The 20,545-nt window shown below is 63.9% G+C and carries 24 protein-coding genes, 2 pseudogenes and 1 riboswitch; of the genes and pseudogenes, 14 read left to right on the top strand and 12 right to left on the bottom strand.

Features of this window, described 5'->3' with window-relative positions; translation table 11 throughout:
• The first annotated feature begins 86 nt into the window (after positions 1 to 86).
• From M2D63_RS06740 to M2D63_RS06760, 5 genes are all read left to right on the top strand, one after another.
• Positions 87 to 665 carry an NAD(P)H-dependent oxidoreductase gene (locus tag M2D63_RS06740; protein WP_285862054.1) on the top strand — a complete coding sequence of 193 codons (579 nt, stop codon included), beginning with the start codon at positions 87 to 89 and terminating at the stop codon, positions 663 to 665.
• Positions 666 to 677: 12 nt separating this feature from the next.
• The gene (locus tag M2D63_RS06745) at positions 678 to 1,049 is read left to right on the top strand and encodes a MerR family transcriptional regulator (RefSeq protein WP_285862055.1); all 372 of its coding nucleotides are present in this window, start codon (positions 678 to 680) and stop codon (positions 1,047 to 1,049) included.
• Positions 1,050 to 1,077: 28 nt separating this feature from the next.
• Positions 1,078 to 2,043 (top strand): 2-hydroxyacid dehydrogenase, encoded by a 966-nt coding sequence (locus M2D63_RS06750; RefSeq protein ID WP_285862056.1) that lies wholly within the window; start codon positions 1,078 to 1,080, stop codon positions 2,041 to 2,043.
• 51 nt (positions 2,044 to 2,094) lie between these two features.
• Entirely contained in the window at positions 2,095 to 3,093 is a 999-nt protein-coding gene (locus M2D63_RS06755) for a class I SAM-dependent methyltransferase (RefSeq protein WP_285862057.1), read from the top strand.
• A 39-nt stretch (positions 3,094 to 3,132) separates the two neighbouring features.
• Positions 3,133 to 3,252, top strand: a riboswitch (yybP-ykoY riboswitch).
• An 88-nt stretch (positions 3,253 to 3,340) separates the two neighbouring features.
• On the top strand, positions 3,341 to 3,928 hold the full coding sequence (locus M2D63_RS06760) for a TMEM165/GDT1 family protein (RefSeq protein WP_285862058.1): 588 nt from the start codon (positions 3,341 to 3,343) through the stop codon (positions 3,926 to 3,928).
• Between the two features lie 64 nt (positions 3,929 to 3,992).
• Here M2D63_RS06760 and M2D63_RS06765 read toward each other — a convergent pair whose 3' ends face one another.
• Positions 3,993 to 4,808 carry a M48 family metallopeptidase gene (locus M2D63_RS06765; protein ID WP_285862059.1) on the bottom strand — a complete coding sequence of 272 codons (816 nt, stop codon included), beginning with the start codon at positions 4,806 to 4,808 and terminating at the stop codon, positions 3,993 to 3,995.
• A 1,244-nt stretch (positions 4,809 to 6,052) separates the two neighbouring features.
• Between M2D63_RS06765 and M2D63_RS06770 the strand changes: the two are divergent.
• A pseudogene (locus M2D63_RS06770) lies at positions 6,053 to 6,247 on the top strand (HAMP domain-containing protein); the annotation flags it as partial.
• Positions 6,248 to 6,358: 111 nt separating this feature from the next.
• Complete coding sequence (locus M2D63_RS06775; protein WP_405309321.1) at positions 6,359 to 7,102, top strand: methyl-accepting chemotaxis protein; 744 nt, start codon at positions 6,359 to 6,361, stop codon at positions 7,100 to 7,102.
• A gap of 43 nt (positions 7,103 to 7,145) precedes the next feature.
• Here M2D63_RS06775 and M2D63_RS06780 read toward each other — a convergent pair whose 3' ends face one another.
• From M2D63_RS06780 to M2D63_RS06790, 3 genes are read right to left on the bottom strand one after another with little or no spacing between them, the layout of a single operon-like run.
• A complete protein-coding gene (locus tag M2D63_RS06780) occupies positions 7,146 to 7,769 on the bottom strand; it encodes an SOS response-associated peptidase (protein ID WP_285862061.1) in 624 nt (207 codons plus the stop codon).
• A gap of 13 nt (positions 7,770 to 7,782) precedes the next feature.
• On the bottom strand, positions 7,783 to 8,043 hold the full coding sequence (locus M2D63_RS06785; protein WP_285862062.1) for a putative signal transducing protein: 261 nt from the start codon (positions 8,041 to 8,043) through the stop codon (positions 7,783 to 7,785).
• Complete coding sequence (locus M2D63_RS06790) at positions 8,043 to 8,225, bottom strand: CPXCG motif-containing cysteine-rich protein (RefSeq protein ID WP_285862063.1); 183 nt, start codon at positions 8,223 to 8,225, stop codon at positions 8,043 to 8,045. The genes M2D63_RS06785 and M2D63_RS06790 overlap by 1 nt, the downstream gene beginning before the upstream one ends.
• 121 nt (positions 8,226 to 8,346) lie before the next feature.
• Here M2D63_RS06790 and M2D63_RS06795 point away from each other — a divergent pair.
• Positions 8,347 to 9,432: pseudogene (locus M2D63_RS06795) on the top strand (1-acyl-sn-glycerol-3-phosphate acyltransferase); the annotation flags it as partial.
• A gap of 8 nt (positions 9,433 to 9,440) precedes the next feature.
• Here the strand turns inward: M2D63_RS06795 and M2D63_RS06800 are convergent.
• Positions 9,441 to 9,701 carry a hypothetical protein gene (locus M2D63_RS06800; RefSeq protein WP_133212023.1) on the bottom strand — a complete coding sequence of 87 codons (261 nt, stop codon included), beginning with the start codon at positions 9,699 to 9,701 and terminating at the stop codon, positions 9,441 to 9,443.
• 161 nt (positions 9,702 to 9,862) lie between these two features.
• Between M2D63_RS06800 and M2D63_RS06805 the strand changes: the two genes are divergently transcribed.
• On the top strand, positions 9,863 to 10,069 hold the full coding sequence (locus M2D63_RS06805) for a hypothetical protein (protein WP_285862064.1): 207 nt from the start codon (positions 9,863 to 9,865) through the stop codon (positions 10,067 to 10,069).
• Positions 10,070 to 10,131: 62 nt separating this feature from the next.
• Here the strand turns inward: M2D63_RS06805 and M2D63_RS06810 are convergent, their stop codons facing one another.
• Positions 10,132 to 10,716: a YajG family lipoprotein gene (locus M2D63_RS06810; RefSeq protein ID WP_285862065.1), complete on the bottom strand. Its 585-nt coding sequence runs from the start codon at positions 10,714 to 10,716 to the stop codon at positions 10,132 to 10,134.
• 177 nt (positions 10,717 to 10,893) lie between these two features.
• Here M2D63_RS06810 and M2D63_RS06815 point away from each other — a divergent pair, with 177 nt between their 5' ends.
• Both M2D63_RS06815 and mqo read left to right on the top strand, forming a co-directional pair.
• A complete protein-coding gene (locus tag M2D63_RS06815; protein ID WP_285862067.1) occupies positions 10,894 to 11,127 on the top strand; it encodes a hypothetical protein in 234 nt (77 codons plus the stop codon).
• A gap of 605 nt (positions 11,128 to 11,732) precedes the next feature.
• Positions 11,733 to 13,238, top strand: coding sequence for a malate dehydrogenase (quinone) (gene mqo, locus M2D63_RS06820; RefSeq protein WP_285862068.1), 1,506 nt, complete (start codon positions 11,733 to 11,735; stop codon positions 13,236 to 13,238).
• 54 nt (positions 13,239 to 13,292) lie between these two features.
• Here the strand turns inward: mqo and M2D63_RS06825 are convergent, their stop codons facing one another.
• The 4 genes from M2D63_RS06825 to M2D63_RS06840 all read right to left on the bottom strand — a co-directional run bounded on the left by M2D63_RS06825 (position 13,293) and on the right by M2D63_RS06840 (position 15,255).
• Positions 13,293 to 13,580, bottom strand: a complete 288-nt coding sequence (locus M2D63_RS06825) for a PA4642 family protein (RefSeq protein WP_285862069.1) — start codon at positions 13,578 to 13,580, stop codon at positions 13,293 to 13,295.
• 70 nt (positions 13,581 to 13,650) lie between these two features.
• Positions 13,651 to 14,118: a hypothetical protein gene (locus M2D63_RS06830; protein WP_285862070.1), complete on the bottom strand. Its 468-nt coding sequence runs from the start codon at positions 14,116 to 14,118 to the stop codon at positions 13,651 to 13,653.
• Positions 14,119 to 14,219: 101 nt separating this feature from the next.
• Positions 14,220 to 14,693, bottom strand: a complete 474-nt coding sequence (locus M2D63_RS06835) for a WbuC family cupin fold metalloprotein (RefSeq protein ID WP_285862071.1) — start codon at positions 14,691 to 14,693, stop codon at positions 14,220 to 14,222.
• A gap of 4 nt (positions 14,694 to 14,697) precedes the next feature.
• Positions 14,698 to 15,255 (bottom strand): hypoxanthine-guanine phosphoribosyltransferase, encoded by a 558-nt coding sequence (locus tag M2D63_RS06840; protein WP_274117932.1) that lies wholly within the window; start codon positions 15,253 to 15,255, stop codon positions 14,698 to 14,700.
• A 162-nt stretch (positions 15,256 to 15,417) separates the two neighbouring features.
• Between M2D63_RS06840 and upp the strand changes: the two genes are divergently transcribed.
• Together upp and M2D63_RS06850 are read left to right on the top strand one after the other, a co-directional pair.
• Positions 15,418 to 16,056, top strand: coding sequence for a uracil phosphoribosyltransferase (upp, locus tag M2D63_RS06845; protein WP_285862073.1), 639 nt, complete (start codon positions 15,418 to 15,420; stop codon positions 16,054 to 16,056).
• 2 nt (positions 16,057 to 16,058) lie between these two features.
• Positions 16,059 to 17,321 (top strand): uracil-xanthine permease family protein, encoded by a 1,263-nt coding sequence (locus tag M2D63_RS06850; RefSeq protein ID WP_285862074.1) that lies wholly within the window; start codon positions 16,059 to 16,061, stop codon positions 17,319 to 17,321.
• Positions 17,322 to 17,378: 57 nt separating this feature from the next.
• Here the strand turns inward: M2D63_RS06850 and hemH are convergent, their stop codons facing one another.
• On the bottom strand, positions 17,379 to 18,392 hold the full coding sequence (hemH, locus tag M2D63_RS06855) for a ferrochelatase (protein WP_285862075.1): 1,014 nt from the start codon (positions 18,390 to 18,392) through the stop codon (positions 17,379 to 17,381).
• A gap of 13 nt (positions 18,393 to 18,405) precedes the next feature.
• A complete protein-coding gene (locus M2D63_RS06860) occupies positions 18,406 to 19,311 on the bottom strand; it encodes a TIGR01777 family oxidoreductase (protein ID WP_285862076.1) in 906 nt (301 codons plus the stop codon).
• A 182-nt stretch (positions 19,312 to 19,493) separates the two neighbouring features.
• Here M2D63_RS06860 and M2D63_RS06865 point away from each other — a divergent pair, with 182 nt between their 5' ends.
• Entirely contained in the window at positions 19,494 to 20,480 is a 987-nt protein-coding gene (locus tag M2D63_RS06865; RefSeq protein ID WP_285862077.1) for an NAD(P)/FAD-dependent oxidoreductase, read from the top strand.
• The last annotated feature ends 65 nt before the right edge of the window (positions 20,481 to 20,545 follow it).

Here is a 20,545-nt window from a genome sequence, read left to right on the forward strand (position 1 = left end):
AGCCCGCTCCTACAAGAAGGCATGCTTGACTCTCCCCCAAGGGGCAGCCGCTAGCCTGTGCGCTTTGCACGGCAGATCAGTCTTTGATGAGCAAACGTATCCTGGTGCTACTCGGCCACCCTTCGAACCGGAGTTTCTGCGCAGCGCTGGCCGCTGCCTACGTTGGCGGCGCCCGCACCGTCGGCCACGACGTCCAGGTCCTGGAAATCGGCGCCCTGCAGTTCGACCCGGTGCTGCGCAGCGGTTACCAGCACCGGCAGCCGCTGGAACCCGACCTGCTGCATGCCCAGGCGCTGATCGACTGGGCCGAACACCTGGTGTTCGTCTTCCCGATCTGGTGGGGTGGCATACCGGCGCTGCTCAAAGGTTTTCTCGACCGTGTCCTATTGCCCGGCTTCGCCTTCAAGTACCACAGCGATTCGATCTTTCCCCAGCGACTGCTCAAGGGCCGCAGCGCCGACTTGCTGGTGTGCATGGATACGCCACCTTGGTACTACCGCTGGGTCCAGCGCATGCCGGCACTGGAGCAGATGCGCCGCACAACCCTGAGCTTCTGTGGAATCAGGCCGCAAAAGACGTTAACGTTCGGTCCCATCATCAGCTCGAGCGCTACGCAACGCGACAAATGGTTGCGGCGTGCGCACAAGCTGGCAACTGCCAGGTAAAGGGACTTTACAATGTACATCGGCAAGGCCGCGAAGCTGTCCGGCGCCACCATCAAATGCATACGCCACTACGAGAAGATCGGCCTGCTGCCCGCGCCCAGGCGCCAGGGTAGCTACCGTGTCTATGACGAGCAGAGCGTGGCGCTGTTGAGCTTGATCAAGTGTGGGCAGAAACTGGGGTTCAGCCTCAAGCAGATGCAGACGATGATCAATGATGATGACCAGGCCGAGCCCGCCGTGACCCGTATCCACCAGGCCATCAGCGCCAGGAAGGCCCAGCTGCAGGTCGAGATCGACAACCTGCGCGAGCAGCAGAAAAACCTGCTCGCCTTCGAGACCAACCTCAAGCAGACCCGGTACGACTGCTTCACCTATTCGACCTGAGTCCCCCTGTCACTCACTGGAGCCGCCCATGTCCGCCCCTCGCCGCGCCGTCTTCCTCGATCATCATTCCCTGGACCTGGGCGACCTGAGCCTGGATCGCCTGCGCGGCTGCTTCGACGAGCTGCAACTGTACCCGGCCAGCAGCCCCGAACAGGTTGCCGAACGCTTGCAGGGGGCGACCGTGGCCATCAGCAACAAGGTGATGATCGACGCCGACACCCTGGCCGCCTGCCCAACCCTGAAGCTGATCCTGGTGGCTGCCACCGGCACCAACAACGTCGACCTGCAGGCCGCCCGGGCCCAGGGCGTGGTCGTCAGCAACTGCCAGGGCTACGGCACGCCGTCGGTCGCCCAGCACACCCTGGCATTGCTGCTGGCCCTGGCCACCCGCCTGCCGGACTACCAGCAGGCCGTGGCGGCGGGACAATGGGGTCGCACCAAGCAGTTCTGCCTGCTGGATTTCCCCATCGTTGAACTGGAAGGCAAGACCCTGGGCCTGCTCGGCCATGGCGAGCTGGGCGGCGCCGTGGCGCGCCTGGCCGAAGCCTTCGGCATGCAGGTGTTGCTCGGCCAGTTGCCGGGACGCCCCGCGCGCGAAGACCGCCTGACCCTGGACGAGTTGCTGCCCCAGGTCGACGCCCTGACCCTGCACTGCCCACTCAACGAACACACCCGCAACCTGATTGGCGCCCGCGAACTGGCCTTGCTCAAGCCCGGCGCCTTCGTCGTCAACACCGCTCGTGGCGGCCTGATCGACGAGCAGGCGCTGGCCGATGCCCTGCGTGCCGGTCACCTGGGCGGTGCGGCCACCGATGTGCTGAGCGTCGAGCCGCCGGTCGACGGCAATCCGCTGCTGGCCGGCGACATCCCGCGCCTGATCGTCACCCCGCACAGTGCCTGGGGTGCGGTGGAGTCGCGCCAGCGCATCGTCGAGCAACTGAGCGAGAACGCCGAGGCCTTTTTTGCCGGCAACCCACGTCGACAGGTCGGCTAAGCCGCGCCCGGCTCTGGTAAACTCCGCCACTTTTTTCAGGAGCCCGCGTCCATGGACCCGCGCAGTGAAGTGTTGCTTCGTCAGGCCGAACTTTTCCAGGGCTCGCTACTGCTCGCCGGCCTGCCTGCCGACGACCTGCTCGGCAAGCTGCCCGCAGCCCAGGGCTGGTGCTGGCATGCCGGTGACCAGGCGGCCCTCGATGCACGCTTTGCCGGCCGCAGCCATTTCGGCGTAGAGGCCCCCGCCCACGCCTTCGACGGCGCCGTGCTGTTCCTGCCCAAGTCCCGCGACCTGGCCGCTTACCTGCTCAATGCCCTGGCCTCGCGCCTGGCCGGGCGTGAGCTGTACCTGGTCGGCGAAAAACGTGGCGGTATCGAAGGCGCGGCGAAACAGCTGCATGCCTTCGGCAAGCCGCGCAAACTCGATAGCGCCCGCCACTGCCAGCTCTGGCAGGTGACGGTGGAGCACGCACCGCAAGCCACGCCGCTGGAAAGCCTGGCCGAGCGCTTCGAGCTGCCGCTGGCCGACGGCGCGCTGCAGATCGTCAGCCTGCCGGGGGTGTTCAGCCATGGCCGCCTGGACCGTGGCACCGCCCTGCTGCTCGAGCACCTGGACCAGTTGCCGGTCGGCCATGTGCTCGATTTCGGCTGTGGCGCCGGCGTGCTCGGGGCTACCCTCAAGCGCCGCTACCCACAAAGCCGGGTCACCCTGCTGGATGTCGATGCCTTTGCCGTGGCCAGCAGTCGCCTGACCCTGGCCGCCAACGGTCTGGAAGGCGAGGTGATCTGCGGTGACGGCATCGATGCCGCGCCCCGTGGCCTGGAGGTGATCCTGAGCAATCCACCGTTCCATACCGGGGTCCACACCAACTACCAGGCTTCGGAAAACCTGCTGAAAAAATCAGCCGAACATCTGAAAAAAGGCGGCGAAATGCGCTTGGTCGCCAACAGCTTCCTGCGCTACCAACCGCTGATCGAAAACGCCCTGGGCAACTGCCGGATCCGCGCCGAAGGGCAAGGTTTCCGGATCTACCAGGCAACACACGGATAAAATCAGCGCTTGCCGAAACGGATTTGCCTAGGCAGAATCCGCTCCGTCCTAGGGGAGTAGTCTCCCGCGAGCACCCCGCTCGCCCGGTACGCGTCAACATACTTGGTCCACAGACCATGGCGCGTGCGACCCACGGTCCGCACAGACGGACCCAGGGTTTGACAAGACCTATGACACGCACACCTTACCCGGGGCGGGAAGGCTGTACGTGTCATAGCCGTGTCGACCCGCCCCCGTAGGAATCCTGATGCTGGAATCATTGCTCGTCCCGACCGCGATCGTGGCCCTCGCCGAAATCGGTGACAAGACCCAACTGCTCGCGCTCATCCTCGCTGCCCGTTTTCGCAAGCCCTGGCCGATCATCGCCGGCATCATCGCCGCGACCCTGGCCAACCATGCGGCTGCCGGTGCGGTTGGCGCCTGGGTCAGCACCTTCTTCTCCGCCGCCACCCTGCACTGGATCCTCGCCGCCAGCTTTGCCGCCACGGCCCTGTGGACGCTGATCCCGGACAAGATGGACGATGACGAAACCAGCGCGGCGCGCCGCTACGGCCCGTTCCTGACGACCCTGATCGCGTTCTTCATCGCTGAAATCGGTGACAAGACCCAGGTGGCCACGGTGATGCTGGCGGCCCAGTATCCGCACCTGATCATGGTCATCATCGGTACCACCCTGGGCATGTTGATTGCCAACGTGCCGGTGGTGTTGGCGGGCAATTTCGCCGCCGAGAAGCTGCCGTTGACCCTGATCCGTCGCCTGGCCTCGGCCGCCTTCTTCGTACTGGCGGGCGTAGCGGTGTATTCGGCGATGGAGGTCAGTGGCTGGATAGGCTGAATGCAATCGCGGGGCAAGCCCGCTCCTACACCGGTAGGAGCGGGCTTGCTCCGCGATGGGCTGTTTACTTCTTGGCCTGCTCGTACAACGGCATCACTTTCGGAATCGCTGCCCGCAACGACGCCTGGCGACTATCCGAGGCCGGGTGCGTACTCATGAATTCAGGCTGCGAGCCACCCGAGGCCTGGCTCATCTTGTCCCACAGGGTGATCGCCGCATTCGGGTTGTAGCCCGCCCGGGCCGCCAGTTCCAGGCCGATCAGGTCGGCTTCGTTCTCGTTGGCGCGGCTGTTGGGCAAGGTCATGCTGTACTGCACCACGGCATCGGCAATCGCCAGGCTGTCCGAGCCCAGGCCCAGCAAGGCACCGGCCCCCGTGCGCGCCATCTGCACACCGTAGGCCTTGGACATCGCTTCACGGCCATGCTCGCGCAGGGCGTGGGCGATTTCATGGCCCATGACCGCGGCGATCTCGTCATCGGTCAGCTTGAGCTTGTCGATCAGCCCGGTGTAGAAAAAGATCTTGCCGCCAGGGCCGCAGTTGGCGTTGAGCTCGTCGCTCTTGATCAGGTTGACCTCCCAGTTCCACTGCGCCGCATCCGGGCGGAACTTCGGCGCCTGGGCAATCAGGCGGTCGGCGATAAGCTGGACACGCTTGGCTTCGGCGCTGGTCTTGTCGAGCACACCCTTGCTCGTGGCTTCGCCCACCGTCTGCTGGTAGGACTGCGCATACATCTGGTTGACCTCTTCGGTCGACAGCATGCTGAACATGTATTGCGTACGCTCGACACCGACGGCACCGCCGCTGGTGGTGTTCACCGCCTGGCAACCGGCTAGCAGGATGCTGGCACCCAGGGCACCGACAACAAATGACTTACGCATGAAAACACTCCCTTCGAACATGCCGCGTATCCTAGGCCGACTCGATTGCGCCCGCCATATCCCGGACGAAGATTTCTCCAGACGGCACTCATGCTTTGACCTGCACAAGCCGATAAGCCGTAGCAGACGTTTTTTTGCGCTTGGAGCCCTTCATGAAGTTCAGGTCGATCCAGTTTTCCGTTGCCGCCCTGGCCGGTGCCATCGTATTAAGCATAGTCGCCGCCCTGGTGCTCTATGCGGTGTATTCCGGCCAGCGCACCCAGGACCTGGTGCAGGCCCGCACCCAACAGCAGTTCGAAGCGGTGATCGAACAGCGCCTGACCGCCCTGGCCCGCACCCAGGTCAGCGAAATCCAGCGCGGCCTGGAAGCGCCACTGCTGATCGCCCGCAGCCTGGCCACCAGCAACGCCATGCTCGGCATGAAGGACGCCAACGGCAATCCACAGCTCAAGATCGAGCGTGAGCAACTGATCGCCCTGCTCAAGCAGACCGCCGTGACCAACCCGCTGATCCTCGGCACCTACCTGGGCTGGGAAGCGGGCGCCCTGGACCACGATGACAGCCGTTATGTCGGCAGCGCCATCACCGGTATCGACAGTGCCACCGGCCGCTTCCTGCCCTGGTGGTTCCGCAACGATGACGGCAGCCTGGGCCAGGACAAGCTGGCCGACGTCAACGACCAGACCATCCTCGCCACTGGCGTACGCGCCAGCGAGTACTACCTGTGCCCGCAGGAGTCGAAGAAGGCCTGCGTCATCGACCCGGCCCCCTATAAGGTAGGCGACAAGGTGGTGATGCTCGCCTCCTTCGTCGAACCGATCATGATCGACGGCCAGTTCCAGGGCATCGCCGGTGCCGACCTGTCGGTGAACTTCATTCAGGAACTGCTCAACGCCGCCGACCGCCAGCTCTATGACGGTGCAGGCGAGTTGGCACTGGTGTCCGGCAACGGTCGCCTGGTGGCCTTCACCAAGGACCCGGGCAAGTTCGGCGAAAAGGCCAGCGATGCCCTCGACGCCAGCGTCGCCACCACCCTGAGCCAGCTTGCCGGCGAAACCCTGCACTACAAGGTCAATCAACAAGCCGGCCGCATCGAGCTGTACCTGCCGTTCAAGATCGCCAACACCGACGCACGCTGGACCCTGCTGCTGGAACTGCCAGTCAGCGCGGTGATGGCCGACGTCAACAAACTCCAGGATGAACTCAGCGCCCAGCGCCGCACCGATATCACCGGCATGACCCTGATGGGCCTGGGCATCGCCGCCGTCGGCCTGCTGGTGATCTGGCTGCTGGCCCACGGCATCGCCCGCCCACTGCGGCAGATGGTGGCCATGCTCGACGACATCGCCCAGGGCGAAGGCGACCTGACCCGCCGCCTGAGCAGCGACCGCGCCGACGAGCTGGGCTCGATCGCCAAGGGCTTCAACACCTTCCTGGGCAAGCTGCAGGCGATGATCAGCCAGGTGGTGGCCTCGGTGCAGAAGGTCAGCGACTCGTCGGAGCACACCGCCGACATCGCCATCCGCACCAACCAGGGCGTGCACAAGCAAATGGCCGAGATCGAACTGGTGGCCACCGCAGTGCACGAGATGACCGCCACCGCCCAGGACGTGGCGCGCAACGCCACCCATGCCGCCCAGGCCGCCAGCAACGCCGACCAGGCCGCCCACCAGGGCCTGCAGATCGTGCGCAACACCTCTGACTCGATCAGCGCCCTGGCCGAGGAGATCGGCCGGGCGGTGGGCGTGGTGCAGACCCTGGCCCGCGACAGCGAGAACATCAACGCGATCCTGATCGCCATCCGCGCCATTGCCGAGCAGACCAACCTGCTGGCACTCAACGCGGCCATCGAAGCGGCGCGTGCCGGCGAGCAGGGCCGCGGCTTTGCCGTGGTGGCCGACGAGGTGCGCAACCTGGCGCAGAAGACCCAGCAGGCCACTGAAGAAATCCAGCAGATGATCCAGCAACTGCAGCAAGGCACCCGCGATGTGGTGCGGGTCATGGAAGACAGCCAGGGCAAGACCGACGACAGCGTGCAGCAGGCCGCTCGCGCCGCCCAGGCGCTGGAAAGCATCACCCGGGCGGTCTCGGTGATCAACGACATGAACACCCAGATCGCCAGCGCTGCCGAAGAGCAGAGCGCGGTGGCCGATGACATCAACCGCAATGTGATCAATATCGGCCAGGTGGCCAATGAAGTGGCAGGCGGGGCCGATGAGTCCAGCAGCGCCAGCGCCGAACTGACCAAGCTGGCCGAGCAGCAGCGGCGCTTGATCAATCAGTTCAGGGTGTGAATCCATCGCGGCTGTAGGAGCGGGCTTGCCCCGCGATGCGATCTCAAGCCGGGGTCAGGCACTCCGGCCCATTGAGCTTCGGATCATTGACGAAGTTGGCCAGCACCCGCTCGCGCAACGGCGCCTGGTTGCTGGCCAGCAACTCGTACAGCCGGGCGGCTGGCGTCTCGGGGTCGAGCCAGGCCGCCTGCCCCGCCGCATCGAGAATCAGAGGCCGACGCAGGCTCATCGCCGCCTGGGTCACCACCGCCGTGCTCAGCCAGACCTGGTCCTGTACCGGGTAGGCCTCCCAGATGGCGGCAAAGAACAACGACGAGCCCTCCCCCGGCGTCAACCAGTAGGGCCGTTTGCGCGCCGTGCCGCGCCACTCGTAGAAGCCGTTGGCCGGCATCAGGCAGCGACGCTGGCGAAAGGCCTCGCGAAACATCGGCTGCTCGGCCAGGGTTTCGGCCCGGGCATGGGCCGGGGTACGCGACAGGTCAGTCAGCCAGGCCGGCGTCAGCCCCCAGCGGGCACGGGCCAGCTCCAGCTTGCCGGCTTCAAGTTGGCGCTGGATCAGTACCGAGGCACCAGGGGAAATGTTCCATTGCGCCTGCTGGTCCGCCGGGAAGCCCGGCAAGGCGGCAAAGGCAGGAGACCAGCGAAACAGCGCGTAACGTCCACACATGGGGATAAAAAACCTAGCAAATCAGGGTGCCGGGGAGACTCTCCGGTTCGTCGCCAGCCAGTGGCTGGGCGTCATTGTACGCGGCGATCAACTGGCGTGCGTATTCGGCCTGGTCGTCGGCGACCGCCAGGCCCAGCAGGCCCTGCATCGGCAGGTCGCCCATCGCCCCCATCAGGTCGCGGCCGACCAGGTGTACCTGGACACCCTCGCTGCCGAGCATGCCGATCAGCATTTCAGCTTCCAACAGGTTTTCCGGCTCATAGATTCGTTGCATCAGTCGTTCTCGCCATAGACATCCAGCATCCATTCTCCATCGTGCACTTGAAGCACAAAGCGAATGGGCTTGCAGCAGACCTGACAGTCCTCGATGTACTCCTGGTCACCGCCGGACAGGTCCACCGTCGTCTCAACTTCTTCACCACAATAAGGACAATCGTAGTGTGCAGTCTCCAGCATCGCGGCCTCCGGAGTGACTTGTGCGTATAATTGCCGGTCTATTTACAGGACCTGCGCGTGTTCGAGCCGTTTTTCGGACCCCGGCCCTACCTATTACCCTAGCCGTTTCCAACAAGAGAGCATGATGGGCGAATTCGATGCCATCCGACCGTACGACGACGCTGAGGTCCCTGCCGTTCTGGCACGCCTGCTCAGCGACCCGGCATTCCTCGATATCCTCACCCACTTTCGCTTCCCGCGCATGGCCGGGGCCTTCGGCTGGCTGCTCAAGCCGCTGATCGCCCGACGCCTGCGCAAAGAGTTCGCCGGGGTCAGCTGTGTCTCGACCCTGCAGGACAAGGTCGAGTTCTACGTCGACCATACCATCGAGCGCGCCACCGATGGTGTCACCTACACCGGCGTCGAGTTGCTCAAGTCCGGCACCGCCTACCTGTTCCTGGCCAACCACCGTGACATCGTCATGGACCCGGCGTTCGTCAACTACGCCGTGTACCACGCCGGCCTGCCGACGCCGCGGATCGCCATCGGCGACAACCTGCTGCAAAAGCCGTTCGTCAGCGACATGATGCGCCTGAACAAGAGCTTCATCGTCCACCGTTCGATCACCGGTCGCCGGGAGAAGCTCGCGGCCTACCAGTTGCTCTCGGCCTACATCAACCATTCGATCCGCAACGACGGCCAGTCGATCTGGATCGCCCAGGCCGAAGGCCGGGCCAAGGATGGTGACGATCGCACCGATTCGGCAATCCTGAAAATGTTCCACATGAGCCGCAAGGACGAGCCTTTCGGTGCGGTCATCCAGGGCCTGAACCTGAGCCCGGTATCGATCAGCTACGAATACGACCCTTGCGACCAGGCCAAGGCCCGCGAGCTGTACATCCGCGCCACCACTGGCAGCTACAGCAAGGCGCCGGGCGAGGACGACCTGAGCATCGCCCAGGGCATCACCGGCTACAAAGGTCGGGTACACATCAACTTCGCCCCGCCGGTCACGGCTTTCTTCGAAGACACCAAGCAGCTGGCGGCGGAGATCGATCGGCAGATCCTCGGTGGCTACCGCTTGTTCCCGGTGCATTACCTGGCGTATGCGCAGTGGGCCGATGCCGATCCGGCGCTGGAAGTGCCCAAGGCCGCCACGCTGTTCCCGGCCGATGAGCTGGCCCGTGCCCAGGCCGAGTGGCAGCGCCGCCTGGACGCTTGCCCCGCGATAGGGGTTCACACCCAGGTGCTGAACCAGGACAGCAGCAGGGCCAGGGCCAGGAAGGCAAAGCCCAGGATGTAGTAGAAGCGGTTGATACGCTGGGTCATGCCGTCGACCACTGCTTCATCGCTTGGCGCGCCCGCCAGCGCTTGCGCTTCACGGCGCCGGGCACTGTGCAGCAGCAGGCCGCCGGGGCAGGTAATCACCAGCGCCAGCAGGTTGATCAGCTTGGCCGGATGGGCGGCGATCAGCCCCCAGAGCATTTGCAGCGACATTACAGAACCTCGAATTCAACCATCGACACACTCGACACGGCGGGCATTCTACCCAAGCCGTGCGTCGATTCCCGCCCTTTTCGACCAATGACGGCCCGCGTCATACGATCGTCATGCAAACACGCCACCCTGTCGGCCTTCGTCATCAAAGGGAGCTTGTCATGCTGCACGCCGAAAACCAGGACCGTCTTTATCTGATCGCCCAGAGCGATGAACAGCAGGCGCTGATCGACGGCCTGGCCTTCAACGTCCAGGACCGCCAGTGGCTGGTGTACTGCGCCCTCGGCGGGCATCCCCACGACGACCTGCCCGAGGTCGATGGCGCGACCGGCATCAGCCTGCTGGATTTCTACGTCGAAGCGGCCTGAACCCGAGCACAAAAAAGCCCGATGCCGGCAACCCCGGCATCGGGCTTTTCATCAGCGGGGGCTTATTCGCCGAGGATCTGGCCGATGGCCTGGTCCTTGAATACACGGGTCAGCGCATCGCTGAGCACGTCACCCACCAGCTTGGTGTTGGTTTCCTGGTTCGGCGCCATGCCGAAACGCTGGTCCAGCGAGGCACCGTAGCGGCCGCTGTAGCGGCGGTTGGCGTTGGACACGTCGGCACGGAAGGTGGCGCCGATGGTGGCTTCGGTCACGTACAGGCCTTCCTTGGGCGACTGGTACTTGAGCTCGGCCAGGGTCAGGGTCAGCTGCGGCGCGTTGTAGGCGTTGGGCGTCGGGGTAAAGCCCAAGAGGCGCACGGCGGCTTCGGCCTGGGCCTGCAGCTTGGGCAGCAGGTCGTTGCCGGTCACGGTGATGGCGCTGGTTTCAGGGTACATGCCGCCACGGGTGCCCAGGGTTTGCGAAGCGCGACCGTCGACCACCTTGACCACTACCGGCTGGCCGTGGCCGACCGGCGCCAGCTGGGCGGTGAGTTTCGGTTGCGGGCTGAGTTGTTGCGGACTGTGGGCACAACCGACCAGCGTCAGGCTGGTCACCGCGATCAAACCGAACAACAAACGTTGCAACATGCTCATCTCTCCAGAATAGGCAGCAAAGGCCGCCAGTATAACCAGCACGACGCGGCCCAGCCATCGGCGTGCCATTAGCGAATAAGACAGGCGCGAACGCTGCCGGTTCGCTGTCACAATCGTTTCATCGCCCTGTGGCTATGCTGGCGCCCAGCACACGCCATGAGGGAGTACACCATGTCCCGGTTCTGGACATTCCTGTTCGGTCGCCCGCCCACCCGCACGTTCGTCCGTCTCGACAGCCGTGGCCATTGCCTGGCCTTCAAGCAATGCGCCAAACGCCCTGATGGCAGCGACTGGGTGCAGATCGACGAAATTCGCCTCGCCTGGCTGGGTCAGCCGCTGCCCGCCAGCGCACGAATCTGCCCACCGGCCCGCGGCAACTGGGTACAGCGCAGCATGGCCGCCTGACCTTGCGTCAATAAAAGTCGCTAATAAAGATCATTTCTGCCCGAGACATCGTTATAATCTCCCCCCGATTATAAGGACGTCTCCTGATCGGGCCTCGCAGCACCGCCAATGTCGACCATTGCGCATCCTCCGCACCGCCCACAGAGAGCCTTCCACACAGGTCTTGCACACGTCAGCGCGCCTGCGTCATCCGGCTCCTGCCCTGCATGAACCTGCCAGGTCTGCCATCGCGCAGTCCTTTTTGAGGTTCACGTCTCCAAAAGAGCGTGAAAAAACGGGTTTTCACAACTTCACGAGAGTGTGGCGAGCAATGAACAGTCTGGCATGTGCAAAAGCACCTAAAGTGTCCCGAACAGCCCTGAACAGCTGGCAACAGCGCTCATCCAGGATGAGTGACTGAGGCCGGTCCATAACGCACGACGGACACCTTGACCATAAGTCGAATTGCCGCACCGGTCTTAAAATGCGTTCATAGGCAACGCAAAGCCCGTTTGGCGGTGTCCGCTGAAGTTGCAAAACCTGCGAAGAATCGGACATGGCGATCCTGGCCAAGCCAGGGATCCTATGCTGTCAATTTGGTGCTGTAGATTTTGGAGACGCGTTAAATGGCGCAGAACGAAGCAGTCGATGTAGTACTGGTAGGGGCAGGCATCATGAGTGCCACCCTGGCCGTACTGCTCAAGGAACTCGACCCGGCAATCAAGCTGGAAGTCGTCGAGTTGATGGATTCGGGTGCCGCGGAAAGTTCCAACCCGTGGAACAACGCCGGGACCGGCCATGCCGGGCTGTGTGAACTGAACTACACGCCGCAGGCCGCCGACGGCAGCATCGACATCAAGAAAGCGGTGCACATCAATACCCAGTTCGAGGTATCCCGGCAGTTCTGGGCCTACCTGAGCAAGAAGGGTGCGTTCAGCTCGACACGGGCGTTCATCAACCCCGTGCCGCACCTGAGCTACGTCGAAGGCGAAAAAGGCATCGACTTCCTGAAGAAGCGTTTCGAGCTGCTCAAGCAGCACCACGCCTTCGCCGACATGGAATACACCGAAGACAAGTCGGTGATGAACGAGTGGATGCCGCTGATGATGCCTGGTCGCCCTGCCGACCAGAAAATCGCCGCCACCCGCGTCATCAAAGGCACCGACGTCAACTTCGGCGCCCTGACCAACAAGCTGCTCAAGCACCTGGCCAGCGCCCCGGACGCCCAGGTCAAGTACTGCAAGCGTGTCACCGGCCTGCGCCGTAACGGCAGCGGCTGGACCGTCAGCCTCAAGGACGTCAACAGCGGCGCCAGCCGTGAACTCGACGCCCGCTTCGTGTTCCTCGGCGCCGGCGGCGCGGCCCTGCAGCTGCTGCAGCAGTCGGGCATCGAGGAAAGCAAGGGCTTTGGCGGCTTCCCGGTCAGCGGCCAGTGGCTGCGTTGCGACAACCCGGACGTGGTCAAGAAACACCAGGCCAAGGTCTACAGCCAGGCTGCGGTAGGTTCGCCACCGATGTCGGTGCCGCACCTGGACACCCGCGTCGTCGACGGCAAGACCTCGCTGCTGTTCGGCCCCTACGCCGGCTTCACCACCAAGTTCCTCAAGCACGGCTCGTTCCTCGACCTGCCGCTGTCGGTACGCATGGGCAACATCGGCCCGATGCTCGCCGTGGCCCGCGACAACATGGACCTGACCAAGTACCTGGTCAGCGAAGTGATGCAGTCGATGGAGCAGCGCATGGAATCCCTGCGCCGCTTCTACCCCGAGGCGAAAGCCGAGGACTGGCGCCTGGAAGTGGCTGGCCAGCGCGTGCAGATCATCAAGAAAGACCCGAAAAAAGGCGGCATCCTGCAGTTCGGTACCGAACTGGTGGCGGCCAAGGACGGCACCCTGGCCGCCCTGCTGGGTGCATCCCCAGGTGCCTCGGTGACCGTGTCGATCATGCTCGAGCTGATCGAACGCTGCTTCCCCGAGAAAACCAAGGGTGCCTGGGCAGGCAAGCTCAAGGAAATCTTCCCGGCCCGGGAAAAGGTCCTGGCTGCCGATGCCGCGCTGTACCACAAGATCAGCGCCCACAACGACGAGGCCCTGGGCCTGGTCGAAAACAGCCCGGCGCAGCACTACGCGTAACGCACCGGCATAAAAAAACGCCCTTCGGGGCGTTTTTTTATGGGCGCCTGGCGATCAGCCGCGGGCCTTTTCGATGATCTCGATGTAGTCAGCGGCGTTGCGCTGGTCCTGGATCAGATCGACGAAGGTCTTGCCGTGCTCGTCCTTGCCGTCCACATCCAGGCCCGCCTCGACGAAGAAGCCGACAAAACGCTCGAAGTCATCGATGCGCAGGCCACGGTAGGCCTTGACCAGCTTGTGCAGCGACGGGGACGTGGCATCCGCCGGTTCGAACTGCAGGAAGGATTTGACGTACTCGTCGCTGATCTCATCCCCAATCACTTGCTTCTTGTCTTTACGCATTGCCGACTCCAACTGAACCATCACGGACATTTTCACGGGCCGGCAGTGTACCCCTGCCCGGCACGCCGGCTCAACGCGCGCGTACCGCTCCGGTGTGCAGATCGGCCCAGACATGGCCGTTGGCATAGCTGAGGAACTGCACATACACGGTGTCGTTGCGCAGCAGGTCGAGAATCACCCGGTATTGGCTGATCGGGTAGTTGAGGCTGAGGATCTTGCGCTGCTCGTCGAACACCGGCTTCTTCAGGCTTTTGCTCTCGGCGTCGAAACTGATCAGCACCTGGCGCACCGTCGCGCCTTTGCTCAGGGGCTTGCCCTTGAGGCGCAGGACCAGGGGTGACGTCACCGGGATCGGCTGCTGGTTGGACTGACGCTGGTTGCCCACCACCACCGAGTACTCGGTGACCTGGAGCAGTTGCTGGGATTGCGGGGTTTCCTGGCGCAGGGACAGGTCGTCCGGCGGCAGGAACTGGCTGTGCAGGGGCGCAGCAGCCAGTGGCATGCTCAACACGAGAAGCAGGGGGACAATCGCACGCATGACAGGCTCCTTGGGGCGGCCTGGCACTTTAGCATGAGAATCTTGTGGGCTCATCGCGGGGCAAGCCCGCTCCTACAGGAGCAGGCTTGCCCCGCGAACATTCAGGCGAACTGCGCGCGCATCCAGGCCTGGTACTCGGCCACGCCCGGCTCGCCCTCACGTGGCGCCCAGTTGGCCTGCTCACCCTCGCCAATCGGCCGATACGGGCCGGACTTGCATTCGAACATCATGCTATCCGCTTCCAGCACCACCAGGCCATGGAAGGTACCCGGAGCCAGATCGACGCCCAGGCAATCGCCGCCCGCTTCGAGCACCCGCTTGTCCAGCACGGCGCCCTGCTCATCGAAGATCAGCAGGCCCAGCTTGCCGCGCAACACGATCAGGCACTCCGCCTTATCGTCGGACAGGTGACGGTGTGGCGGGATGTAGGTGGACGGTTGCAGCCCTACCGCCATGCGGTGGCAAGGCTCTTCCATTTCATGGAAGTTATGGTGCTGGCGGCCACGTGGGCTGGCTGACGACTTGGCGGCCAGCTCGGCAAACAACGACTGGTCGAGAAATCCGGGCTGGCGCATGGTGTTAGAGTCCTTTGACGGCGAAGATGCCATTGGCGTTACGCCAGTAGCCTTTGTAGTCCATACCGTAACCGAAAACGTAGCGGTCGACGCAGCTCAGGCCACAGAAATCGGCCTTGAGCTCGGCGCTGGCCTTGCGGTCGTGGTCCTTGTCGATCAGTACCGCAGTGTGCACGGCACGGGCGCCGGCATGCTTGCAGAAGTCGATGATGGCGCTGAGGGTGTGACCCTCGTCGAGGATGTCGTCGATGATCAGCACGTCGCGATCGATGAACGAGACTTCCGGCTTGGCTTTCCAGAATAGGTCGCCGCCGCTGGTCTGATTGCGATAGCGAGTGGCGTGCAGGTAGGAAGACTCCAGCGGGAACTGCAGGTGCGTCAGCAGCTTGCCGGCGAAGATCAGGCCACCGTTCATCACGCAGAACACCACCGGGTTGCGCTCGGCGAGCACGTCGCTGATCTGCGCGCCAACGCGGGCAATGGCGGCCTCGACTTCGGCTTCGGTGTACAGGCAGTCAGCCTCTCGCATGACTTGACGGATATGCTCGAGATCAGCGGACATGGCGCTCTCCAGGGGCTGCAATTGAGAAAAGCGGGCAAAGGTACGCATCCGGCGACGCCAGATCAAGCATTTATGGACTAACGTCCAGAATGCGTAAGGACACACGCGGCTGAATAGATTAATCTACCGCGGTTTTTTTGCCCGCCCCCCGGAGCCTTCCCTATGCCTACCCGTGAGATCCGCCACCCGCTGATCCGTCACAAGCTCGGCCTGATGCGCCGTGCCGATATCAGCACCAAGAACTTTCGCGAACTCGCCCAGGAAGTCGGCACGCTCCTGACCTACGAGGCCACCAAGGACCTGCCGCTCGAAACCTACGAAATCGAAGGCTGGTGCGGCCCGGTCCAGGTCGAGAAGATCGCCGGTAAGAAGATTACTGTAGTACCGATCCTGCGTGCCGGCATCGGCATGCTCGACGGCGTGCTCAGCCTGATCCCGGGCGCCAAGGTCAGTGCCGTGGGTGTCGCCCGCAACGAGGAAACCCTCGAAGCGCACACCTACCTGGAAAAGCTCGCCCCGGAAATCGACGAGCGCCTGGCACTGATCATCGACCCGATGCTGGCCACCGGCGGCTCGATGGTCGCCACCATCGACCTGCTCAAGAAAGCCGGCTGCAAGGACATCCGCGCCATGGTGCTGGTTGCCGCGCCCGAAGGCATTGCCGTGGTCGAGAAAGCGCACCCGGACGTGCAGATCTACACCGCCTCGATCGACGAGCGCCTGAACGAGCACGGTTACATCATTCCTGGCCTGGGCGATGCCGGCGACAAGATCTTCGGCACCAAGCAGAAGGACGCCTGACCATGCAGGATGAGTTCAACGACCCGCTCTGGCGTCAGGTCGTCTCTGGCGCGCAGATGCTCTTCGTTGCCTTTGGCGCGCTGGTGCTGATGCCACTGATCACCGGCCTCGACCCGAACGTCGCGCTGTTCACTGCGGGCCTGGGAACTCTGCTGTTCCAGCTGGTGACCGGCCGTCAGGTCCCGGTGTTCCTCGCCTCCAGCTTCGCCTTCATCACCCCGATCATTCTCGCCAAGGGCCAGTTCGGCCTGGCCGAGACCATGGGCGGGGTCATGGCGGCCGGCTTCGTCTACACCTTCCTGGGCCTGGCCGTGAAGATCAAGGGCACCGGCTTCATCGACCGCCTGCTGCCGCCGGTGGTGATTGGCCCGGTGATCATTTCCATTGGCCTGGCCATGGCGCCGATCGCCGCCAACATGGCCATGGGCAAGGCCGGCGACGGCACCGAACTGCTGCCGTACGGCACCGCCATGATGATCTCCATGCCGGCGCTGCTGACCACCCTGATCGTCGCGGTATTCGGCAAGGGCATCTTCCGCCTGGTGCCGATCATTGCCGGTGTGCTGGTGGGCTTTGGCCTGTCGTTCTACTTCGGCGTGGTCGACACCGCCAAGATCGCCGCCGCGCCCTGGCTGGCACTGCCACACTTCACCGCGCCGGCGTTCAACTGGCAGGCGATCCTGTTCATCGTCCCGGTTGCCCTGGCGCCCGCCATCGAGCACATCGGCGGGGTGATCGCAGTGGGCAGCGTGACCGGTCGCGACTACCTGAAAAAACCGGGCCTGCACCGCACCCTGCTCGGTGATGGCATCGCCACCACCACGGCGGGCCTGTTCGGTGGCCCACCCAACACCACCTACGCCGAAGTGACCGGTGCAGTGATGCTGACCAAGAACTACAACCCGAAGATCATGACCTGGGCGGCGATCTTCGCCATCACCCTGGCCTTCATCGGCAAGTTCGGCGCCTTGCTGCAAAGCATTCCGGTGCCGGTGATGGGTGGCATCCTGTGCCTGCTGTTCGGCTCGATCGCGGCGGTGGGCATGAATACCATGATCCGCCACAAGATCGACCTGGGCGAAGCACGCAACCTGGTGATCGTTTCGGTGACCCTGGTGTTCGGCATCGGTGGCGTGCTGATCGGTACCGGTACCGGCCCGGATGACTGGGGCCTGAAGGGCATCGCCCTGTGCGCCGTGGTGGCCATCGCCTTGAACCTGCTGCTGCCGGGTAACGACAGCTGGAAGCACAAGGTGCAGGGCTGACTGCATCGCGGGGCAAGCCCGCTCCTACCAGGAGCGGGCTTGCCCCGCGATCAGCCCTCAAGCCGTCTCGCACATCCCGGTCAACGCCTGTACCCACTGCGGGTGATCATTCAGGCACGGCACCAGCACCAGCTCCTCCCCGCCCGCCTCGATAAACTGCTCACGCCCGCGATCGCCGATCTCTTCCAGGGTTTCGATGCAGTCGGCGACAAACGCCGGGCACATCACCAGCAGCTTCTTCACCCCCGCCTTGCCCAGTTCGTCCAGACGGGTCTCGGTATAGGGCTCGATCCACTTGGCCCGGCCCAGGCGCGACTGGAACGACACCGACCATTTGCCATCCGGTATGCCCATCTGCCGGGCGAACGCCTGGGCCGTGCGCAGGCACTGACCGCGGTAGCAGACGGCGAGCATTTCAGGGGACGCGTCACGGCAGCAGTCAGGGTCCTGGAAACGGTGGGTACCGGTCGGGTCGAGCTTTTTCAGGTGACGCTCGGGCAGGCCGTGGAAGCTCAACAGCAGGTGATCGTAGTCCTGCGCAAGGTACGGCCTGGCACTGGCCACCAGGGCATCGATGTATTCGGGGCGGTCGTAGAACGGCTGCAGCACGGCCATCTGCAACGGCAACTGCTGCTCGGCGATCACCTGCCGCGCCTGTTCGACCACCGTCGTCACCGTGCTGTCGGCGAACTGCGGATAGAGCGGCGCCAGGGTGACTTTCTTCACCCCTTGGGCGGCCAGGCGCGCCAGCACGTTGGGCAAGGACGGCTCGCCATAGCGCATGGCGATCTCGACCGGGCCATGGCGCCAGTAGTCACGCATTGCCGCCTGCAGGCGGCGGGTCAGCACCACCAGTGGCGAGCCTTCGTCCCACCAGATCGAAGCATAGGCATGGGCCGACTGCTCGGGGCGCTTGACCAGGATCAGCGACACCAGCAGGCGCCGCACCGGCCAGGGCAGGTCGATGACATAGGGGTCCATCAGGAACTGATTGAGGTAGCGGCGCACATCGGCCACCGAGGTGGAAGCAGGCGAACCCAGGTTGACCAGCAACAACGCGTGATCGGTCATGCAACGTCCTATATCAGAGGCGCCTGGACAAGGCGTCCAGCGCCGATTGCAGATCATTGAAGCGGAAGGTGAACCCGGCCGCGAGCAAACGCACCGGCCGCGCCCGCTGACCGCCCAGCAGCAGGGTCGACAACTCGCCCAGCCCGGCCTTCAACACCAGGGCCGGCAACGGCATGAACGCCGGGCGATGCAGGGTCTTGCCCAGGCGTTGGGCAAACTCGCGATTGCGCACCGGCTCCGGGGCGCAGGCATTATAAGGACCGCTGGCATCCTTGTGCTGCAAGAGAAAATCAATCAGGGCGATCTGGTCATCGATATGGACCCAGGGCATCCACTGCCGACCATCGCCAATCGGCCCGCCCAGCCCCAGTTTGAACGGCAGGCGCAGGCGCGACAAAAAGCCGCCCTCGCTCGACAGCACCAACCCGGTACGCACCAGCACCACGCGAATGCCCAACGCCTGTGCGCGTTGGGCGGTTTCTTCCCAGGCGATGCACAGCTGGCTGGCAAAGTCCTCCTTGACCGGCTGCGAGGCTTCGGTCAGCTCGCGTTCGCCACCATCGCCATACCAGCCTACGGCCGAACCGGAAATCAGCACCTCGGGGCGCTGCTCTCGGCTTTCCAGCCAGGCCAGTAGTTGCTCGGTCAGGGTGATCCGGCTCGCCCAGAGCACGGCTCGGCGTCGCGCACTCCAGGGGCGATCGGCAATCGGCGCACCGGCCAGGTTGATCACCGCATCCAGCGTGTCGTCCGCGGCCAGATCCTCAAGACGGGCAATGCCGCGCACACCCACACCACACAATCTGCCTACCTGTTCCGGTCGCCGGCTCCACACGGTCAGTCGATGCCCCTGGGCCAGCCAGTGCTGACACAGCTGTTGGCCTATCAATCCAGTACCGCCGGTCAGCAATATATGCATGGCTGTGTCCTCACATGGCGCTGCCTGGTCTATTTTTAAGATCAAGGCACTTTTTTGACCGAACGCTCTCGGATAAACATAGGCGAACCTGCAGCATTGAGCGCAATCTTATACAGGATTCGTTTATTGTACAGATTTGCCCGGCAGCACCGTCTGCAACCATCAGGTTCGAAGAGGCCATCATGACTGTACCCATTGCAATCATCGGCGCCGGCATCGCCGGCCTGTCAGCGGCCCAGGCACTGCAGAAGGCCGGACAGGCCGTGCACCTGTTCGACAAGGGCCATGGCAGCGGCGGTCGCATGGCCAGTAAACGCAGCGATGCCGGTGCCCTGGACCTCGGTGCCCAGTACTTTACGGCCCGCGACCGGCGCTTCGTCGATCAAGTCCAGCAATGGGTGGCTGCCGGCTGGGCCGCCGAATGGAAGCCGCAGCTCTACCACTACCAGAACGGTGTCCTCAGCCCCTCTCCCGATGAGCAGACCCGCTGGGTCGGCGTGCCGCGCATGAGCGCCATCACCCGCGGCCTGCTCAAGGACGTGACGGTCAATTTCACCTGCCGCATCGCCGAAGTGTTTCGCGGCAAGCAGTATTGGCACCTGCAAGACACCGAAGGCTGCAGCCATGGCCCGTTCAGCCGGGTGATCGTCGCCGTCCCCGCGCCCCAGGCCACCCCGTTGCTGGCCGCCGCACCCAAGCTCGCAGCAACCGCGGCCAGCGTGCAGATGGACCCGACCTGGGCCATTGCCCTGGCGTTCGACACGCCGCTGGAGACACCGATGCAGGGCTGCTTCGTCCAGGACAGCTCCCTCGACTGGCTGGCCCGCAACCGTAGCAAACCCGGGCGCGACAGCCATATGGACACTTGGGTGCTGCACGCCACCTCAAGCTGGAGCAAGCAGCACATCGACCTGAGCAAGGAGGCGGTGATCGAACAGCTGTGGGGCGATTTCGCCGAACTGGTCGGCTGCGTCGTGCCCGCCCCCAGTTTCTCCCTCGCCCATCGCTGGCTGTACGCCCGCCCGACCGTCAACCATGAATGGGGCGCCCTGGCCGATGCCGACCTGGGCCTGTATGCCTGTGGCGACTGGTGCCTGTCCGGCCGGGTCGAAGGCGCGTGGCTCAGCGGCCAGGAAGCGGCACGGCGGCTGATCGAACACCTGGAATGACCTCAGCCGGGGCGCGCATTCGGCGCCCCGTTACCCCGTTGTCCTATCCAAAACTTGTACAGATT

This window comes from Pseudomonas sp. BJa5 (assembly GCF_030272875.2).
Classification (GTDB): Bacteria; Pseudomonadota; Gammaproteobacteria; order Pseudomonadales; family Pseudomonadaceae; genus Aquipseudomonas.

Bases quoted from the DNA above. Each gene is read 5' to 3' on its own strand.
- M2D63_RS06750 (WP_285862056.1), top strand. From the start codon at position 1,078: ATGTCCGCCCCTCGCCGCGCCGTCTTCCTCGATCATCATTCCCTGGAC.
- M2D63_RS06810 (WP_285862065.1), bottom strand. From the start codon at position 10,716: ATGTTGCAACGTTTGTTGTTCGGTTTGATCGCGGTGACCAGCCTGACG.
- M2D63_RS06825 (WP_285862069.1), bottom strand. From the start codon at position 13,580: ATGCGTAAAGACAAGAAGCAAGTGATTGGGGATGAGATCAGCGACGAG.
- M2D63_RS06780 (WP_285862061.1), bottom strand. From the start codon at position 7,769: ATGTGTGGACGTTACGCGCTGTTTCGCTGGTCTCCTGCCTTTGCCGCC.
- M2D63_RS06815 (WP_285862067.1), top strand. From the start codon at position 10,894: ATGTCCCGGTTCTGGACATTCCTGTTCGGTCGCCCGCCCACCCGCACG.
- mqo (WP_285862068.1), top strand. From the start codon at position 11,733: ATGGCGCAGAACGAAGCAGTCGATGTAGTACTGGTAGGGGCAGGCATC.
- M2D63_RS06850 (WP_285862074.1), top strand. From the start codon at position 16,059: ATGCAGGATGAGTTCAACGACCCGCTCTGGCGTCAGGTCGTCTCTGGC.
- hemH (WP_285862075.1), bottom strand. From the start codon at position 18,392: ATGACCGATCACGCGTTGTTGCTGGTCAACCTGGGTTCGCCTGCTTCC.
- M2D63_RS06765 (WP_285862059.1), bottom strand. From the start codon at position 4,808: ATGCGTAAGTCATTTGTTGTCGGTGCCCTGGGTGCCAGCATCCTGCTA.
- M2D63_RS06740 (WP_285862054.1), top strand. From the start codon at position 87: ATGAGCAAACGTATCCTGGTGCTACTCGGCCACCCTTCGAACCGGAGT.
- M2D63_RS06805 (WP_285862064.1), top strand. From the start codon at position 9,863: ATGCTGCACGCCGAAAACCAGGACCGTCTTTATCTGATCGCCCAGAGC.
- M2D63_RS06790 (WP_285862063.1), bottom strand. From the start codon at position 8,225: ATGCTGGAGACTGCACACTACGATTGTCCTTATTGTGGTGAAGAAGTT.
- M2D63_RS06830 (WP_285862070.1), bottom strand. From the start codon at position 14,118: ATGCGTGCGATTGTCCCCCTGCTTCTCGTGTTGAGCATGCCACTGGCT.
- M2D63_RS06760 (WP_285862058.1), top strand. From the start codon at position 3,341: ATGCTGGAATCATTGCTCGTCCCGACCGCGATCGTGGCCCTCGCCGAA.
- upp (WP_285862073.1), top strand. From the start codon at position 15,418: ATGCCTACCCGTGAGATCCGCCACCCGCTGATCCGTCACAAGCTCGGC.
- M2D63_RS06800 (WP_133212023.1), bottom strand. From the start codon at position 9,701: ATGTCGCTGCAAATGCTCTGGGGGCTGATCGCCGCCCATCCGGCCAAG.
- M2D63_RS06755 (WP_285862057.1), top strand. From the start codon at position 2,095: ATGGACCCGCGCAGTGAAGTGTTGCTTCGTCAGGCCGAACTTTTCCAG.
- M2D63_RS06775 (WP_405309321.1), top strand. From the start codon at position 6,359: ATGGCCGAGATCGAACTGGTGGCCACCGCAGTGCACGAGATGACCGCC.
- M2D63_RS06835 (WP_285862071.1), bottom strand. From the start codon at position 14,693: ATGCGCCAGCCCGGATTTCTCGACCAGTCGTTGTTTGCCGAGCTGGCC.
- M2D63_RS06865 (WP_285862077.1), top strand. From the start codon at position 19,494: ATGACTGTACCCATTGCAATCATCGGCGCCGGCATCGCCGGCCTGTCA.
- M2D63_RS06840 (WP_274117932.1), bottom strand. From the start codon at position 15,255: ATGTCCGCTGATCTCGAGCATATCCGTCAAGTCATGCGAGAGGCTGAC.
- M2D63_RS06745 (WP_285862055.1), top strand. From the start codon at position 678: ATGTACATCGGCAAGGCCGCGAAGCTGTCCGGCGCCACCATCAAATGC.
- M2D63_RS06785 (WP_285862062.1), bottom strand. From the start codon at position 8,043: ATGCAACGAATCTATGAGCCGGAAAACCTGTTGGAAGCTGAAATGCTG.
- M2D63_RS06860 (WP_285862076.1), bottom strand. From the start codon at position 19,311: ATGCATATATTGCTGACCGGCGGTACTGGATTGATAGGCCAACAGCTG.